Origin of the sequence: Pseudomonas sp. 50_B, from assembly GCF_017491625.1 — a bacterium.
GTDB lineage: Bacteria > Pseudomonadota > Gammaproteobacteria > Pseudomonadales > Pseudomonadaceae > Aquipseudomonas > Aquipseudomonas danubii.
Genome location: NZ_JAFGYX010000016.1, coordinates 27,204 through 43,662, shown reverse-complemented (window position 1 = coordinate 43,662; position 16,459 = coordinate 27,204). Strand labels below are relative to the sequence as shown.

12 protein-coding genes are annotated in these 16,459 nt (G+C 64.1%); 10 read left to right on the top strand and 2 right to left on the bottom strand.

The window, feature by feature from the left end:
• Positions 1-233 precede the first annotated feature (233 nt).
• Positions 234-992, top strand: coding sequence for a hypothetical protein (locus J5M73_RS21450; protein ID WP_258009285.1), 759 nt, complete (start codon positions 234-236; stop codon positions 990-992).
• A gap of 176 nt (positions 993-1,168) precedes the next feature.
• Here J5M73_RS21450 and J5M73_RS21445 read toward each other — a convergent pair whose 3' ends face one another.
• Positions 1,169-1,780 (bottom strand): cupin domain-containing protein, encoded by a 612-nt coding sequence (locus tag J5M73_RS21445; protein WP_060838987.1) that lies wholly within the window; start codon positions 1,778-1,780, stop codon positions 1,169-1,171.
• A 73-nt stretch (positions 1,781-1,853) separates the two neighbouring features.
• Entirely contained in the window at positions 1,854-3,806 is a 1,953-nt protein-coding gene (locus J5M73_RS21440; RefSeq protein WP_207816095.1) for an FAD-dependent oxidoreductase, read from the bottom strand.
• A 215-nt stretch (positions 3,807-4,021) separates the two neighbouring features.
• Between J5M73_RS21440 and J5M73_RS21435 the strand changes: the two genes are divergently transcribed.
• From J5M73_RS21435 to J5M73_RS21395, 9 genes are all read left to right on the top strand, one after another.
• A complete protein-coding gene (locus tag J5M73_RS21435; RefSeq protein ID WP_102864527.1) occupies positions 4,022-5,083 on the top strand; it encodes an ABC transporter substrate-binding protein in 1,062 nt (353 codons plus the stop codon).
• An 87-nt stretch (positions 5,084-5,170) separates the two neighbouring features.
• Positions 5,171-5,965, top strand: a complete 795-nt coding sequence (locus J5M73_RS21430; RefSeq protein ID WP_102864528.1) for a class II aldolase/adducin family protein — start codon at positions 5,171-5,173, stop codon at positions 5,963-5,965.
• 839 nt (positions 5,966-6,804) lie between these two features.
• The gene (locus J5M73_RS21425) at positions 6,805-7,443 is read left to right on the top strand and encodes a TetR family transcriptional regulator C-terminal domain-containing protein (RefSeq protein WP_060838991.1); all 639 of its coding nucleotides are present in this window, start codon (positions 6,805-6,807) and stop codon (positions 7,441-7,443) included.
• Positions 7,444-7,525: 82 nt separating this feature from the next.
• A complete protein-coding gene (locus tag J5M73_RS21420; RefSeq protein ID WP_060838992.1) occupies positions 7,526-8,242 on the top strand; it encodes a response regulator in 717 nt (238 codons plus the stop codon).
• A gap of 1 nt (position 8,243) precedes the next feature.
• Positions 8,244-9,041, top strand: a complete 798-nt coding sequence (locus J5M73_RS21415; protein WP_102864529.1) for a transporter substrate-binding domain-containing protein — start codon at positions 8,244-8,246, stop codon at positions 9,039-9,041.
• A complete protein-coding gene (locus tag J5M73_RS21410; RefSeq protein WP_102864530.1) occupies positions 9,038-11,293 on the top strand; it encodes an ATP-binding protein in 2,256 nt (751 codons plus the stop codon). The genes J5M73_RS21415 and J5M73_RS21410 overlap by 4 nt, the downstream gene beginning before the upstream one ends.
• A 208-nt stretch (positions 11,294-11,501) precedes the next feature.
• Complete coding sequence (locus tag J5M73_RS21405; protein ID WP_102864531.1) at positions 11,502-12,905, top strand: amino acid permease; 1,404 nt, start codon at positions 11,502-11,504, stop codon at positions 12,903-12,905.
• A 1,375-nt stretch (positions 12,906-14,280) separates the two neighbouring features.
• Positions 14,281-15,072 carry an enoyl-CoA hydratase/isomerase family protein gene (locus J5M73_RS21400; RefSeq protein ID WP_060843407.1) on the top strand — a complete coding sequence of 264 codons (792 nt, stop codon included), beginning with the start codon at positions 14,281-14,283 and terminating at the stop codon, positions 15,070-15,072.
• 217 nt (positions 15,073-15,289) lie between these two features.
• Positions 15,290-16,450 (top strand): acyl-CoA dehydrogenase family protein, encoded by a 1,161-nt coding sequence (locus J5M73_RS21395; RefSeq protein WP_102864532.1) that lies wholly within the window; start codon positions 15,290-15,292, stop codon positions 16,448-16,450.
• Positions 16,451-16,459 lie beyond the last annotated feature (9 nt).

The window sequence follows — 16,459 nt, the reverse complement described above, 5'->3', positions numbered from 1 at the left end:
AGGGAAATGCAGCCGACCCAAACCAACCGGTCGCGACAGACAGAAAGCGGCCAAAATCAGTCGTCGAGTGACTACGAGTTTAGGGGTGATTCAAAAATGGGAATTATCTGATACGGCGTATTCGACAATTTATAAAGGCAGCAGGGCCGTTGGAAGAGCTCATTTTGTTCTCTACCAACGTATGGGCGATTCAGCTGCAATCGTAATCACAACGAAGAAAAAGGACGTTTACAGTGGAAAAATCTTCTCTTAAGAGTTTTTTGGCTATTGTTTCTGTTTTTTTAGCCACATTCGCAAGCGCGAATGAAAACAATCTAAAAGTATCCGCAGAAAGTGAAGCGCTGTACTTCAAAGCGCTGCCTTACCTGGAAAAAATCGATGAAGTACAAAACGATATGTTCACTTTTCGAAAACAGTTAGCAGTCAACGAAAAGGTACCCGACCAAAAAAAAGAACAATATAGAGACGAAATGCTTCCGCTTGTAAAAGAAGGAATGCCTTTGCTCAAGCGTTCAGCTGAGGACGGCAACCCAGCAGCGCAGTACCGTCTAGCGTTGATGTTGTCGACTTTTGAATCTCGCGATCAAGTCGCCGAAAAAGTCTGCACTCTCCTAAAGTCCAGTTTCAGTAACGGATTTACTCCAGCGGGTTTGCAGATGCTTTTCTATTGCTTCGATGAGGTTAAAACACCTGGGTATCGGTCACTTGTCGAGGCGTTGCCTAATGATCAAACCCTGTATAGCAGGTACTACCCCCAGCCAACTTTGATGCCGAGTTGCGATAGAAATAGTCGCTCTGACAGCAATCCAATCGTGTTGCTCGACGAAAAAAGTTTTCGCGCCAACCTTTATATGAGTATGGCGACTCAAATGTTGACGCAAAACCTTAAGCAAGAGCAGCTGCGGTTTCTCAATAAAGCCGCCGAGCATGGATGCACCAGGGCAATAGAAAGGCTAAAGCTCAGCAGCGCCACTAATGGAGCTCACCCGTAACTGGGAGCACATGATTAACCGCGCCTGGAATGAGATGGGCGAGCAACCCGCTCTACTGACCGAGGTCCAGTTCAGAGAGTGGTTACGGCAGCAGTTCTACTTCCCAACCCGTGATGGCTGATCATCAGCAAGCAAAAGAGCGGTGCAGGGCGCTACCGCTCAACCTCACCTAACCCTCAAAACGTCGGCGGCGTAATCACCCACAACACCACTGCATCCTCCTCTCCAGGATTCCCATACTTATGCGGTTCCTGGCTGGAGAAACTAAAGCTATCCCCCTCACTCAACTGAAAATACCGTTCCCCCACCCACAGCTCAAAACTCCCCGACAGCACATACCCGGCTTCCTCGCCCTCATGGCTGTAACTCTCCTTGCTGTAGGTCCCCGGCGGAAAGCGTGAGTGCAAAAACTCCAGCTGCCGGGTCGGTTGCGGGGTCAGCAGCTGATCAATAATCCCGTTCTCATAATTCACCTGCAGCCGCTGTTTCTTGCGCACGACATAGCCCTGATCCTCGGGCGCGGTCTGGGTTTCGCTGGCGAAGAACCATTGGATGGTCACGCCCAGGCTGCGGGCGATGTTGAACAGGGCGGGGATGGAGGGGTAGGCGAGGTTGCGTTCCAGTTGGCTGATGTAGCCGGCGGTGAGTTCGCTCTGCTGGGCCAGTTCGCTCAGGGTCAGGCCGCGGCGTTTGCGCAGGCCGCGGATACGGGTGCCAAGAAACTGTGGGCCGCCGGGGGCTTGGTTGTCGCTGCCGGGCTCGGGCGGCGTCTTGCTGCTTTGATTCATGGCGGGCTCCAGGCCTGGAAGGCGGGCGCATCCGGGCACCCGTCCTGCAAAAGCCCTGGAGTATAAAGCAGCCTCAAAGCGCCCAGGCGACTTTCAAGCCTTCATGGATGGCTTCTTCCACGGTGCGCGGCGCCAGGCAGTCGCCGATGCGTTGGAAGGGCACCAGGCCTTTGAGTTGTTGGCCGAGGTCGTCCACCGATTGGTGGCCTTGGCACAGGACCAGGCTGTCGACGTTTTCCAGCAGCATGGGTTCGCCGCTGGCGGTGTGTTGCAGGTACACGGTGCTGTCGTCGCAGCCGTAGAGGCGGGCGTAGGGGATGATCGGGATCGCCAGTTTGTGCAGTTCGCCGGCCATCTGGTCGCGCACGTACAGCGGCAGGCTTTCGCCGCAGTGGGTGCCGTTGACCGCCAGTTGCACCTGGTGCCCGGCGCGCACCAGGCGTTCGGCGATGCCGGGGCCGATCCAGTCGCAGCGCCAGTCGGCCACCACCACGCTGCGGCCCAGTTGTACTTCGTCACGCAGTACTTGCCAGGCGTCCACCACTTGCAGGTCGCCGCCGCGTTCGAAGTTCGGCCAGTAGGGTTGGGCGCCGGTGGCGATGATCACGTGGTCGGGGTTTTCGCGCTCGATCAGGGCGCGGTCGACTCGGGTGTTGCGCACCACTTCCACACCGGCCAGTTGCATTTCCCGTTGCAGGTTGGTGCTGGCGCCGCCGAATTCGCTGCGTCGTGGCAGCAGTTGCGCCAGTTGGATCTGGCCGCCCAGTTGCGCGGTGGCTTCGTAGAGGGTGACGCGGTGGCCGCGTTGGGCGGCGACGGCGGCGGCTTTCATCCCGGCCGGGCCGCCGCCCACCACCAGGATGCGTTTGCCGCGGGCGCTGGGCTTGGGCTGGCCGTAGAGCAGTTCGCGGCCGGTTTCCGGGTGCTGGATGCAGGAGATCGGCAGGCCCTTGTGGAAGTGGCCGATGCACGCCTGGTTGCAGGCGATGCAGGCGCGCACGTCATCGCTGTGGCCGCGCTCGCTCTTGTTGGGCATCTGCGGGTCGCAGATCAGCGCGCGGGTCATGCCGCACACATCGGCCTGGCCCTTGGCGATGATCGCTTCGGCTTCCTGGGGCTGGTTGATGCGCCCGGTGACGAACAGCGGGATCGACAGCTGGGCCTTGAAGGTGCCGGCTTCCCGGGCCAGATAAGCCGCTTCCACCGCCATGGGCGGGACTATGTGCACCGCGCCGCCGAGGGAGGCGGAGGTGCCGGCGACGATGTGCACGTAGTCCAGTTGCCCTTGCAGCAATTGCACGGCGGCCAGGGATTCGTCTTCGGTGAGGCCTTCGGGGTCGCGTTCATCGGCGGAAATCCGCAGGCCGATGATGAACTCGGCATCGGTGCTGGCGCGCATGGCGTCGAGGATTTCCCGGATAAAGCGCAGGCGCTGTTCCAGCTCGCCGTTGTAGCCGTCGGTGCGGCGGTTGACCCGCGGGTTGATGAACTGCGCCGGCAGGTAGCCGTGGCTGGCCACCAGTTCCACGCCGTCCAGCCCGGCCTGATGCAGGCGCCGGGCGGCGTCGGCGTAGCCCTGGATGATCTCGTCGATCATGTCCTGGTCCAGGGCCCGGGGCATGACCCGGAAGCGTTCGTTGGGCACCGCCGAAGGGGCGTAGGCCACGGCCAGCAGGCCGTCGGCGGACTCCATGATTTCCCGCCCCGGGTGGAAGATCTGCGACAGCACCACCGTGCCGTGGGCGTGGCAGGTTTCGGCCAGGCGCCGGTAGCCGTCGATGCAGGCGTCGTCGGTGGCCATCAGCACGTGGCTGGTGTAGCGCGCGCTGTCGTGGACCCCGGCCACCTGCAGCACGATCAGGCCGACGCCGCCTTCGGCCCGGGCGCGGTGGTAGGCAATCAGCTGTTCGTTGACCAGGTTGTCGGTGGGCATCGAGGTGTCGTGGCCGCTGGACATGATGCGGTTCTTCAGGCGTTTGCCACGGATCTGCAAGGGTGCGAACAGGTGCGGGAAGGCGCTGGTCATTGCGGTGACTCCAGGCGGGCCAAGGGCAGGGGAGCACAGCCTTGGCGTTGTTATTGTTGGCCTATCAAAATTTACCGCCAGTAAAAAATCAACTTGTTTTTTTACTGATGCTTGCAGTAGTTTCGATCTGCGCCCGCTTTTGGCGCGAACCTCACAACAATAAAAAAGGGCCGTGCCGGCGCCTGCCGGTGTGGCACCGCGACGAGGATTCACAGATGAAAGCGCTCACCCGCAAGCACGGTTGTTCTTTCCTGGCCCTGAGCCTGGCCCTGGGTTTGTCCCTGGGCCAGGGCACTGCCCAGGCAGCCCCCGACATGGTGGTCGTGGCGTACGGCGGAGCCGGACAAAAAGCCCAGGATGTGGCGTTGTTCCAACCCTTCAGCAAGGCCGATGGCAGCAAGCTGATCCAGAGCGAATACAACGGCGAAATGGCCCGGATCAAGGTCATGGTCGACACCGGCAACGTCGATTGGGACCTGGTGCAGATCGAAGGCCCGGACCTGATGCGCGGCTGCGAGGAGGGCATGTACGAGCCCCTGGACTGGAAGGCCCTGGGCCGTGCCGAGCAGCTGATTGCCGATGCCGCCCAGCCCTGCGGCTCGGCGGTGCTGGTGTGGAGCGTGGCCATCGCCTACGACCGCAACAAGCTGGCCAAGGCCCCGGCGTCCTGGGCGGATTTCTGGGACGTCAAGCAGTTCCCCGGCAAGCGCGGCCTGCGCAAGCGCGCTGTGTACAACCTGGAGTTCGCGCTGATGGCCGATGGGGTCAAAGTCGAGGACGTGTACAAGGTCCTGGCCACGCCCCAAGGGGTGGAGCGGGCCTTCGCCAAGCTGACCGAACTCAAGCCCTACATCCAGTGGTGGGAAGCCGGGGCCCAGCCGGGGCAGTGGCTGGCCGCCGGTGATGTGGTGATGACCTCGACCTACAGCGGCCGCATCGCCGTGGCCGCCCAGGCCGGCGCCCCGCTGGCGGTGGTCTGGCCCGGCAGCCTGTACGGCATGGACTACTGGGCGATCATCAAGGGCTCGAAACACGTGGATCAGGCCAAGCGTTTCATCGCCTTCGCCAACCGCCCCGAGGTCCAGGTCGACTACGTCAAGCAGATCCCCTATGGCCCGACCAACACCCAGGCCGCGGCCAAGCTCGACCCGGCCCTGGCGCAGTGGGTGCCGACCTCGGAACAGAACCTCAAGGACGCCCTGGCGATGAACGTGGAGTTCTGGGTCGATCATGGCGAAGAGCTGGAAGAGCGCTTCAACGCCTGGGCCAGCAAGTAAGCGCACCGGGCTGGACGCCTGCGGGCGTCCGGTCCTATTGTTTGCCCGCCCAGATTGCCCCACCCACCCGCCTGGAGGACTCCAACAATGAACAATATCGCTCCCAGCCCCCACGCCAGCGCCGAGCGCAGCGCCACCGAACAGCGCTTGCGGCAAGAGCTGGCGGCTTGCTACCGGCTGATCGCGCACTTTCGCATGACCGACCTGATCTTCACCCACATCTCGGTGCGCCTGCCCGGGCCCGAGCATCACTTCCTGATCAACCCCTACGGCCTGATGTTCGAGGAAATCACCGCCTCCAATCTGGTGAAGATCGACCTCAACGGCGAGGCCGTGGAGCCGTCGCCGTACCCGGTGAACCCGGCGGGTTTCGTGATCCACAGCGCGATTCACGGCGCCCGCGAAGACGCCCAGTGCGTGCTGCACACCCACACCAAGGCCGGTTGCGCGGTGGCGGCGCTCAAATGCGGCTTGCTGCCGGTGAACCAGATATCCATGGAGTTCTATGGCCGCGTGGCCTACCACGACTACGAAGGCGTAGCCCTGGACCTAGGCGAACAGCAACGGCTGGTGGCCGACCTGGGCGACAAGAGCGTGCTGATGCTGCGCAACCATGGCCTGCTCACCGTGGGCGAAACCGTGAGCCAGGCGTTTTTGCGCATGTACTACCTGGAGAAGGCCTGCGAGATCCAACTGGCGGCCCAGGCGGCGGGGGAGATCGTCCTGCCGCCGGACGCGGTCTGCGCCCACACCGAACGCCAATTCAACGACCCGGGCCGGCCACTGCAGGAAGGCGAACTCAACGACCCGGACGCCATGCAACTGGCCTGGGCGGCGCTGCTGCGCCTGCTGGAGCGCATCGCCCCCGACTACCGCGCCTGACCACACCTGGTTTTGTATCTGCCTGTAGCCGCTGCTGAGCCCTGGCGAAGCTGCGAAAAGGCCCGCAGGGCCTTGCTTGGCGATCTCCAGCCGAACTTGTGTCGTCTTCAAGATCGTTGCGTCCCTGCGGGCCGTGCGCAGCCTGCGGCAGCGGCTACAGGGACCGTGCCGTTTGTTGTCTTTGTCACGGTGCTCCCGGCTTTGTCATGTGTAGCCGCTGCTGAGCCTTGGCGAAGCTGCGAAAAGGCCCGCAGGGCCTTGCTTGACGATCGCCAGCCGAACCTGTGTCGTCTTCACGATCGTTGCGTCCCTGCGGGCCGTGCGCAGCCTGCGGCAGCGGCTACAGGGACCGCGCCGTTTGTTGTCTTTGTCACGGTGCTCCCGGCGTTGTCATGTGTAGCCGCTGCTGAGCCCTGGCGAAGCTGCGAAAAGGCCCGCAGGGCCTTGCTTGACGATCTTCAGCCGAACTTGTGTCGTCTTCACGATCGTTGCGTCCCTGCGGGCCGTGCGCAGCCTGCGGCAGCGGCTACAGGGACCGCGCCGTTTGTTGTTTTTGTCACGGTGCTCCCGGCTTTGTCATGTGTAGCCGCTGCTGAGCCATGGCGAAGCTGCGAAAAGGCCCGCAGGGCCTTGCTTGACGATCTTCAGCCGAACCTGGGGCGCCCGCAGGATCTTTGCGTCCCTACGACGGAATGCCGCCCAACTCGTTCGCAGCCTGCGGCAGCGGCCACAGGAAGCGATGCGGCTTGGGCGGTCACACAAACGCTGGATCGCCACGAAAGGCCTGTTGTACAGTCGTTCAGTTTCAATTTCCCGCCACTGTCCAAGGAACCCGCCCCATGAGCCAGGAAGCGCGCTTTTCCCGTCTGGAACCCGACCTGCGCAAGGCCGAGCTGATCGAGGCGACCCTGACGTGCCTCAAGCGCCACGGTTTTCAGGGCGCGTCGATCCGCAAGATTTCCGCCGAGGCCGGGGTGTCGGTGGGGCTGATCAGTCACCACTACGCCGGCAAGGACGAGTTGGTGGCCCAGGCCTATCGGGCGGTCACCGGGCGGGTCATGAACCTGCTGCGCGAGGCCATGGAGCAGGCCGCGCCCGATCCCCGGGAGCGGTTGTCGGCGTTCTTTCGCGCCTCGTTCTGCGCCGAACTGTTGGACCCCAAGCTGCTGGACGCCTGGCTGGCGTTCTGGGGCGCGGTGAAGACCGCCGAGGCGATCAATCTGGCCCATGAACATTCCTACGGCGAGTACCGCAACGAGCTGGCCAGCTTGCTGACCCGGCTGGCCGGGGAGCAGGGCTGGGAACGCTTCGACGCCGACCTGGCGGCCATCAGCCTCAGCGCCTTGCTCGACGGCCTGTGGCTGGAGTCCGGGCTCAACCCCGGGACCTTCAGCCCGCAGCAGGGCGTGCAGATCTGCGAAGCCTGGGTCGAGGGGCTGCTGGCCAGCCGGGGGCGCGGTTTCGTCAGGCCGACATAGGGTTGTTGATCGGTTGTTCAGTAATGGCTAGGCTGCTGCGCACAGGGTTCCTTTTCCAATAAAAATAATCAGGAAACAGGCGATGACTCCTCGGGTTTTGATCGTCGACGACGATCCGCTGATTCGCGAACTGCTTCAGGCTTATCTCTCTCAGGAAGGCTACGACGTGCATTGCGCCGCCACCGCGGAGCAGGCGGAGAGCTTTCTCGGCCAGCACACGGTGGACCTGCTGATGCTGGACATCCGCCTGCCGGGCAAGGACGGCCTGACCCTGACCCGTGAGCTGCGGGTGCGTTCGGAAGTGGGGATCATCCTGATCACCGGGCGCAACGACGACATCGATCGCATCGTCGGCCTGGAATGCGGCGCCGACGACTACGTGATCAAACCCCTCAATCCCCGCGAGCTGGTGTCGCGAGCCAAGAACCTGGTGCGCCGGGTGCGCCATGCGCGCCAGTCCCAGCCCCAGGCCGGCTGCCCGAGCCCGGTCAAGCAGTTCGCCGACTGGGCCCTGGACACCGACCGCCGTCGGCTGATCGACCCGCGCGGCGGCGAAACCCTGCTGACCCACGGCGAGTACCAGTTGCTCAGCGTGTTCCTGCGCAACAGCGGCCACACCCTGAGCCGCGACCAGTTGATGGATCAGATCCGCAACCGCGAATGGGTGCCCAGCGACCGTTCCATCGACGTGCTGGTGGGCCGCCTGCGGCGCAAGCTGCACGACGACCCGGCCGAGCCGGAGCTGATCATCACCATCCACGGTGCCGGTTACCTGTTCACCGCCAGCGTGGCCGCCTGAATTGCTGCGTCGCGCACTGAACCTGTGCCTGAGCCTGTGCTTGATCCTGCTGGCCGGCCCGACGTTCGCTGAACCCCGGCCCGTGCTGCGCTATTGCGACTACCCGGTGTACCCGCCGATTTCCTGGAGCGACGGCCAGCAGGTGCGCGGGCTGGCGCCGACCCTGGTGCGTCAGGTGCTGGGGGACCTGGGGTATCAGGTGCAGGTGGTGGTGCTGGGCAACTGGAAGCGCTGCCTGCTGGACGCCGCCGCCGGCCGGGTGGATGTGGTGCTGGCCTACAGCACCAGCCAGCGCCAGCAGGACCTGCTGTTTTCCCGGGTGTCGGTGCTGCGCGAAGAAGTCGCGCTGTTCGTCAACCGCCGCCAGCTGCCGCGTTTCAACCACTTGCAGGACTTGCGCGCCTACCGCGGCGGCCTGCTGTTCGGCGAGAGCTACGGCCAGGATTTCGACCGCGAAGTGGTGCAGCACGGCAACATCGAATGGGTCTCCAGCAGCCAGCAGAACTTCGGCAAGCTGATCCGCCAGCGCATCGATTTCATCCCCCATGAACGCCGCACCGGGCAGCTATTCATCGAGCAACTGCCGGGGGCCGAGGACATAGTCGCCTTGCCCCAGGCATTGAGCGTCGACTACCTGCGCCTGGCGGTGTCGCGCCATTCGCCCCTGGCGCCGCGCATGGCCGAGATCGACGCGCGGTTGCAGCAGCAGGTGGACAGCGGCGCGGTGCAGCGCTGGCTGGCGCAAAGCCAGGACGACTACCGCGCCATGCTCAAGGCGCAACGGGGAACGGCGCCATGATCCGGCTGCGTTCCGCCGGCCTGTTGCGCCGCCTGCTGCTGTTTATCCTGCTGTTCAGCCTGTGCTTCACCGTGCTCGCCAGCAGCGTGCAGCTGTACTTCGAATACCGCCGGGAAATGCGCGAGATCGACAGCCGCATGGAGCTGATCCGCGCCGGTTACCTGGGCAGCCTGGAACGCAACCTGTGGGACCTCAACCAGGAGCAACTGACCGTGCAGTTGCAGGGGCTGGTGGACTTTTCCGACGTGGCCCGGGTGCACCTGATCAGCAACGATTTCGACTTGCAGCAGGGCAGCACCGAGCTGATCGGGCCGTTACGGGTGGAGCGTTTTCCCTTGAGCTATCAACCGCCGTCCGGGCCCTTGCGCCAGCTCGGCGAATTGCAGGTCAGCACCGATCTGGGGGCGGTGTACCGGCGCCTGTACGCCACCGGGCTGGCCAGCCTGTTGTGGATGAGCGTGTTTCTCTGCGGGCTGGCGGTAGCCTTGTCCGGCTTGTTCTACCGGCTGGTGACCCGGCACCTGCAAGTGATGGCCGACTTCGCCCGGCGCGTGGCGGCCGGCGAACTGCACGAGCCCCTGCACCTGGACAAGCGCCAGCGCCCCGGCGGCGACGAGATCGACACCGTGGCCCGGGCCCTGGACGACATGCGCCGGGCGGTGCTCGACGATGTGCAGCGCCGTGAAGCCGACCGCCTGGCCTTGCAGGACAAGCGCGACGAATTGCAGAAAATGGTCCAGCGCCGCACCGCCAGCCTGATGCACGCCAAGGACGAAGCCGAAGCCGCGAACCTGGCCAAGTCGCGCTTTCTGGCGACCATGAGCCATGAACTGCGCACCCCGTTGAACGGCATCCTCGGCATGGCCGAACTGCTGCGCCAGGCGCCGCTGGAGCAGCAGGACCGCCAGCGCTTGCAGGCCTTGCACCAGGCCGGGGAGGGCTTGCTGAGCATCCTCAACCAAGTGCTGTCCTTTGCCCGGTTGGAAGAGGGCGAAAGCTGCCCGGAAGTGCGGGACTTCTCCCTGCGTCAGTTGCTGGAAGAAGTCACCACCCTGTTGCAGCCCCGGGCCGAGGCCAACCGCACCCGTTTGGAATTGCACATCGACCCGCAACTGGAGCCGCGTCAGCAGGGCGCCGAGCAGTACCTGCGCCAGGTGCTGAGCAACCTGCTGGCCAACGCCATTCGTTTTACCGAAGACGGCTGGGTGCGGGTCGAGGTGCAGGTGCTGCACAGCAGCGCCGAGGGCCAGCGCCTGCGCTGCTGCGTGCGCGACAACGGCATCGGCATTGCCGCGTCGATGCGCGAGAAGATCTTCGAGCGTTTCGTCCAGGCCAGTGACGAGGTGACCCGGCGCTATGGCGGCACCGGCCTGGGATTGGCCATCTGCAAGCACCTGCTGCAGCAACTGGACGGGCGCATCGGTGTGGACAGCGAGCTGGGGCAGGGCAGTTGTTTCTGGTTCGAACTGGCGTTGGGCATCGGCCAGGAACCCTTGTCGGTGCCCGCGCTTGAGTTGCCGATGCAGGCTTTGAATATCCTGGTGGTGGAAGACGTGGCCCTGAATCGCGAAGTGGCCAGCGGCCTGCTCGAGCGAGACGGCCATCAGGTGTGGCTGGCGCAAGACGGTGAAAGCGCCCTGGCCCTGTGCCGGCAGCAGGCCTTTGACCTGTTGCTGCTGGATGTGCACCTGCCCGGCATCAGCGGGGTCGAGCTGTGCCGGGAAATCCGCCGCCGCCCCGGGCCCAATCGGCAGGCGCGAATCTTCGCCCTCACCGCCAGCGTGCAGCCGTCGCTGGTGCGCGGTTATCTGCAGGCCGGCATGCAGGGCATTCTCGGCAAGCCGTTGCAGCTGGCCAGCCTGCGGCAGGTGCTGGCCGGGCAGGTCCAGGTGCCGCCGGCCGACACCCGGCAAGGCTTGCTCGATCAGGGCGTGCTGGACACCCATCGCAGCCTGCTGGGCGAGCAGAAATTGCACAGCCTGCTCCAGGTCCTGGCCGATGCCCTGGATCAGCAACGGCCACGGCTGGCCGACGCCCTGGCCGCCGAAGACTGCACCGAAGTCCTGCACCTGGCCCATCGCCTGGCGGGCAGCGCCGACTCCCTGGGCTTCTGCGCCCTGGCCCGAGTGCTGCGGGAGTTGGAAAGTGCGGCAGAGCAGGCCGATCGCCCGACGCTGGCGGCCCTGGCGGCAGATCTGCAAGCCTCCTGGCAGCAGTCCCGGGCCTTGCTGCAACAGCTGTTGGCGGCCTGACGTACAAAATCCTTACGACTTTTTACATCTTCGATCCTGGCGTTCAATCCGAACTTACATGGCTTTCCAATAATCGCTTGAGCCGCGCCCGCCGCGGTCTTCGAAGCTTATTGGAGATAATAATAATGAACTGCCTGCAAGCTGCTTCCGCCTTCCGCCACACCCCCTCGACCCGCGCCCTGCGCCTTACCGACTGCTGAGGTGCGCCATGACAACCACCACTGAACGTAAAGGCATACACCTGACGCGCTCGCTGAAGAGCCGGCACATTTTCATGCTGTCCCTGGGCGGGGTGATCGGCACCGGGCTGTTCATGGGCTCCGGGGTCACCATCAACCAGGGCGGCCCCTGGGGGGCGATCCTCTCGTATCTGGTGGCCGGGTTCCTGATGTACCTGGTGATGGTCTGCCTCGGCGAGTTGTCGGTGCAGATGCCGGTGTCCGGCTCGTTCCAGGCCCACGCCACCAAGTACATCGGCCCGGCCACCGGCTTCATGATCGGCTGGGTCTACTGGATGAGCTGGGCCACCACCGTGGGCCTGGAATTCACCGCCGCCGGCATGCTGATGCAGCGCTGGTTCCCCGACGTGCCGATCTGGTACTGGTCGGCGCTGTTCGTGGCCTTGCTGTTTGGCATCAACGCCCTGGCCACCCGCGCCTTTGGCGAGGCCGAATACTGGTTCGCCGGGGTCAAGGTGCTGGCGATCCTGAGCTTCATTGTGGTCGGCGCGCTGGTGATCTTCGGCGTCATCGACCTGCCCAGCGGCGCCCCGGCGCCGATGTTCGACAACCTCAAGGGCGACTCCCTGTTCCCCAACGGCCTGCCGGCGGTGTTCGCGGTGATGATGACCGTGGTCTACGCCTTCCAGGGCTGCGAGATCATGGGCGTGGCCGCTGGCGAAACCGACCAGCCGGAAAAAAGCATCCCGCGGGCCGTGCGCAACGTGGTGTTCCGGGTGCTGATCTTCTACGTCCTGGCGGTGATGGTGCTGGCGGCGATCATTCCCTGGCAGCAAGCCGGGCTGGTGGAAAGCCCCTTCGTCCAGGTGTTTGACATGGTGGGCATTCCCTACGCCGCCGACCTGATGAACTTCGTGATCCTCACGGCGATTCTTTCGGTGGGCAACTCCGGGTTGTATGCCTCCACGCGCATCCTCTGGGCCATGTCCAAATCCGGCATGGCGCCCAAGGCCCTGTCGCCCCTGAGCAAACAGGGCGTGCCCCTGCGGGCCCTGTTCATCACCCTGTGCTTTGCCCTGATCTCGCTGATGACCAGCTTTATCGCTGCCGACACCCTGTTCATGGTGCTGATGGCTGTGAGCGGCATGGCTGGCACCGTGACCTGGATCGTGATTGCCCTGGCCCAGTACCGCTTTCGTCGCCAGTTCCTGCGTGACGGGGGGCAACTGGAGCAGCTCAAGTACCGCGCGCCGTGGTTTCCGCTGGTGCCGTTGTTGTGCATCGTGCTGTGCAGCTCGTTGTTTGTGTTCCTGGTCCTGGACGAAACCCAGCGGCCGTCGCTGTACTGGGGCTCGGGCTTTATCGCCCTGTGCTATGGCGCCTACTACCTGATGCAGCGCAAACGCCAACTGCAACCTGCAGCTGCCGTGTAGGAGCCGGCTTGCCGGCGAAGGGGCCCGCAAGACATGCAGCGCCTGGGCGGGCGCCTTCGCTGGCAAGCCAGCTCCTACAGCAGTCAGATACACCGTGCAGCTCCCCGTAGGAGCCGGCTTGCCGGCGAAGAGGCCCGTGAGACATGCAGCGCCTGGGCGGACGCCTTCGCTGGCCTTTGCGGTCATGGCCTCTGGCGGTTTCGCTTTTAGGGCGAGGCTGAAGGTGTACATATCCGTTGCTGCGGTAACGGCCACTTAGGGTTTCGCCCTTACGGCGAGTCCCTTTTTACAAACGCCTAAAAAGGAACCAAAAACGCTTGCCCCTCCATGGGCCCCTCGCTAGGGCTCGGGGTGCCCTCGCTTCGGCATTGCTCCGGGGGCCCGCCGCCAACCGGCCATCCATGGCCGGGTGGCGGCTAGCTCGGCATCCATGCCGAGCTGCCCCCTACGCAACGCCTGCGCTCGGCCGGCTGGGAAGGGGCCGGAAGATCAAGATCAAAAGCCAAAGCCAAAGCCAAAGCCAAAGCCAAGGTGCGCAGGCCGGTTCCCTGTAGCCGCTGCCGCAGGCTGCGAACGAGCGCTCGCGCTCGCAAAACCAGGCGGCGCGATAGGTCAGGAATATCGGGGAGGCAGGTTTAGCGTCTCCTGCGGAGCCGGTCGCAGCCTGCGGCAGCGGCTACATTAACGCGAACGGCAATGAAACAGGCCGGCCGGCAGGCCGCCGTCAGATTTTGATCTTGCTGTTGATTTTGATCTTGATCTGAACGCCCCGTTAACCACGATGGCCGAACGCAGGCATTGAGCCGTGGGTAACCCGGCAGGGATGCCGGGTTAGCCGCCACCCGGCCAGGGATGGCCGGTGGCGGCGGCCCACGGATCAATGCCGGAGTTCGGGCATGCCGAGCCTAGGCGAGGCACCGAGTGGAGGGGCAGAGCGTTTTGCTTACTTTTGCGCTCTTCAAAAGTGAGCCGCTGTAAGAGCGGAACCGTAAGCGGCCGCACCCGCAGGAACGGATATGTACCCAACCCCCGCTGTAAAAGCGAAACCATAAGCCGTCGCACCCGCAGCAACGGATATGCCCACCAATCAGACCGCACCCTCAGGTTTACGGCCGCCACCCACCCGAGCGGGAGCAAGCTCCCTCACCACAAAAAACTCCCCGCTCGCACTTTTGTCGAGGCTTGTTCGAAGTTGTAACAACCCCCACGCATCAACCCCCAAAATCCAGATTTTTACTTAATAAAAACAAAGGGATATCTCAATAAATCGACCCAAAAGCCCCCCAGCTCCCCCAATTGCCGCCTTGTTGAACACTCGTTTAGTATCACCCTCAAGCCACCCCCTCACGCCAACCACAATAATTCGAGGACGCCCATGACCCTCTCATCGTCGCTGCTCAGCCGGATCGAAGCCGGCGTAGCCTGGATCACCCTCAACCGCCCGGCGCAACGCAACGCCCTGGACATCCCGACCCTCAAAGCGCTGCACAGCCTGCTGGACACCTGCAACAGCGACCCCAGCGTCCGAGCCGTGGTACTCACCGGCAGCGGCCGCAGTTTCTGCGCCGGGGCCGATCTGGCGGAGTGGGCCGAAGCCGAAGCCCGCGGCGCCCTGGAAAGCTACGGCTGGACCGAAACCGCCCACGCCTTGATGACCCGCCTGCACAGCCTGGACAAACCCACCATCGCCGCCATCAATGGCACTGCGGTGGGCGCGGGTATGGACTTGAGTCTGTGCTGCGATCTGCGGGTGGCGGCGCAGTCGGCGCGGTTCAAGGCCGGCTACACCAGCATGGCCTACTCGCCGGATGCCGGGGCCAGTTGGCACCTGCCGCGCCTGATCGGCAGTGAACAGGCCAAGCGCCTGCTGTTTCTCGATGAGTTGTGGAGCGCCGAACGGGCCCTGGCCGCCGGGTTGGTCGGTGAGGTGTGCGCCGACGAGCAACTGATCGGCAACGTCGGCGAGTTGGCGGCGCGCTTGGCGGCGGGCCCCACCTTTGCCTTTGCCCAGACCAAGAAGCTGATCCGCCAGGGGGCCGAGCGCAGTTTGCCGCAGCAGTTGGCGGCCGAGCTGGCCGCCGGCCTGCTGTGCGGGCGCAGTGCCGATGGCGCCGAAGCCCTGCGCGCCGCCACGGAAAAACGCCCGCCACGTTTCCAGGGCATGTAGGAGCGGCCGGGCGGCGCTCCGTTTGCCGGCGAAAGGGCCCCTGGGCCATGCGCCCATTTTGTAGGAGCCGGCTTGCCGGCGAAGGCGCCCGCAAGAACAGCGCCTCATTCAAGGGCCTGTTCGCCAGCAGGCCGGCTCCTGCGGGAAGGTTTCTTCGGCAGGCCGTCCTGCCTGATCACTGGTTTTTTTGCACCGTCACTCACTCACAGGTAGCGCCATGAATTTCCAACTCAGCCAAGAACAAGAAATGTTGGTGGACGCGGTTCGCAGTTTTGTCAGCAAGGAGTTGCTGCCCCACGAAGAGGCGGTGGACCGCGCCGATGAGGTTAGCGCCGACCTCGCCGGGGAGATCCGCAGCAAGGCCATCGCCGCCGGTTTCTATGCCTTCAACATGCCGGAGGAGGTGGGCGGCGGTGGCCTGGATTACCTGTCCCAGGCGCTGATCGAGCGCGAGCTGGCCAAGTGTTCCTGGGCCCTGCATGTGTTCGTTGCCCGGCCGTCGAAAATCCTCATGGCCTGCACCGGCTCGCAGATCGGCGACTACCTGCTGCCTTGCGTGCAGGGGCGCAAGGTTGACTGCTTTGCGCTGACCGAACCCGGCGCCGGTTCCGATGCCAATGCGATCAAGACCCGCGCCGTGCGCGATGGCGGCGACTTCGTGCTCAACGGCAGCAAGCATTTCATCAGCCACGCCGGGCATGCGGATTTTGCCATTGTCTTTGCGGTCACCGGCACCTATGAGCACAACGGCCGCCAGCGCAACGCGGTGACCGCGTTCCTGGTGGACCGCGACACCCCGGGCCTGACCATCCGCCGTGGCCCCAAGTGCGTGAGCAACCGGGGCTACCACACCTTCGAGATGTTCTTCGACGACTGCCGGGTGCCGGCCAACAAGGTGCTGGGGGAGGTGGGCAAGGGCTGGGACGTGGCCAACGCCTGGCTCACCGCCGGGCGGGTGATGGTGGCGGCCAACTGCGTCGGGCAGGCCCAGCGCGCCCTGGATGCCTCCCTGCAATGGGCGGCGGACCGCAAGCAGTTCGGCCAGGCCATCGGCAGTTACCAGGGGGTGTCGTTCAAGCTGGCGGACATGGCCACGCAGATCCGCGCCGCCGAGCTGCTGACCCTGCACACCGCGTGGAAGATGGACCAGGGCAGCATGACCGACGGCGAGGCCGGGATGGCCAAGCTGTTTGCCAGTGAAGTGCTGGGCCGGGTGGCCGACGAGGCGGTGCAGATCTACGGCGGCATGGGTTTGATGGACGAAGGCCCGGTGGAACGCATCTGGCGCAACGCGCGGATCGAGCGCATCTGGGAAGGCACGTCGGAGATCCAGCGCCACATCATTTCCCGTGAACTGCTGCGGCCGCTGATGCGCTGAGCGCCCTGG

What these genes read in the sequence shown, in the direction of transcription:
- J5M73_RS21445 (WP_060838987.1), bottom strand. Translation starts at nt 1,780, where the DNA reads ATGAATCAAAGCAGCAAGACGCCGCCCGAGCCCGGCAGCGACAACCAA.
- J5M73_RS21440 (WP_207816095.1), bottom strand. Translation starts at nt 3,806, where the DNA reads ATGACCAGCGCCTTCCCGCACCTGTTCGCACCCTTGCAGATCCGTGGC.
- J5M73_RS21435 (WP_102864527.1), top strand. Translation starts at nt 4,022, where the DNA reads ATGAAAGCGCTCACCCGCAAGCACGGTTGTTCTTTCCTGGCCCTGAGC.
- J5M73_RS21430 (WP_102864528.1), top strand. Translation starts at nt 5,171, where the DNA reads ATGAACAATATCGCTCCCAGCCCCCACGCCAGCGCCGAGCGCAGCGCC.
- J5M73_RS21425 (WP_060838991.1), top strand. Translation starts at nt 6,805, where the DNA reads ATGAGCCAGGAAGCGCGCTTTTCCCGTCTGGAACCCGACCTGCGCAAG.
- J5M73_RS21420 (WP_060838992.1), top strand. Translation starts at nt 7,526, where the DNA reads ATGACTCCTCGGGTTTTGATCGTCGACGACGATCCGCTGATTCGCGAA.
- J5M73_RS21410 (WP_102864530.1), top strand. Translation starts at nt 9,038, where the DNA reads ATGATCCGGCTGCGTTCCGCCGGCCTGTTGCGCCGCCTGCTGCTGTTT.
- J5M73_RS21405 (WP_102864531.1), top strand. Translation starts at nt 11,502, where the DNA reads ATGACAACCACCACTGAACGTAAAGGCATACACCTGACGCGCTCGCTG.
- J5M73_RS21400 (WP_060843407.1), top strand. Translation starts at nt 14,281, where the DNA reads ATGACCCTCTCATCGTCGCTGCTCAGCCGGATCGAAGCCGGCGTAGCC.
- J5M73_RS21395 (WP_102864532.1), top strand. Translation starts at nt 15,290, where the DNA reads ATGAATTTCCAACTCAGCCAAGAACAAGAAATGTTGGTGGACGCGGTT.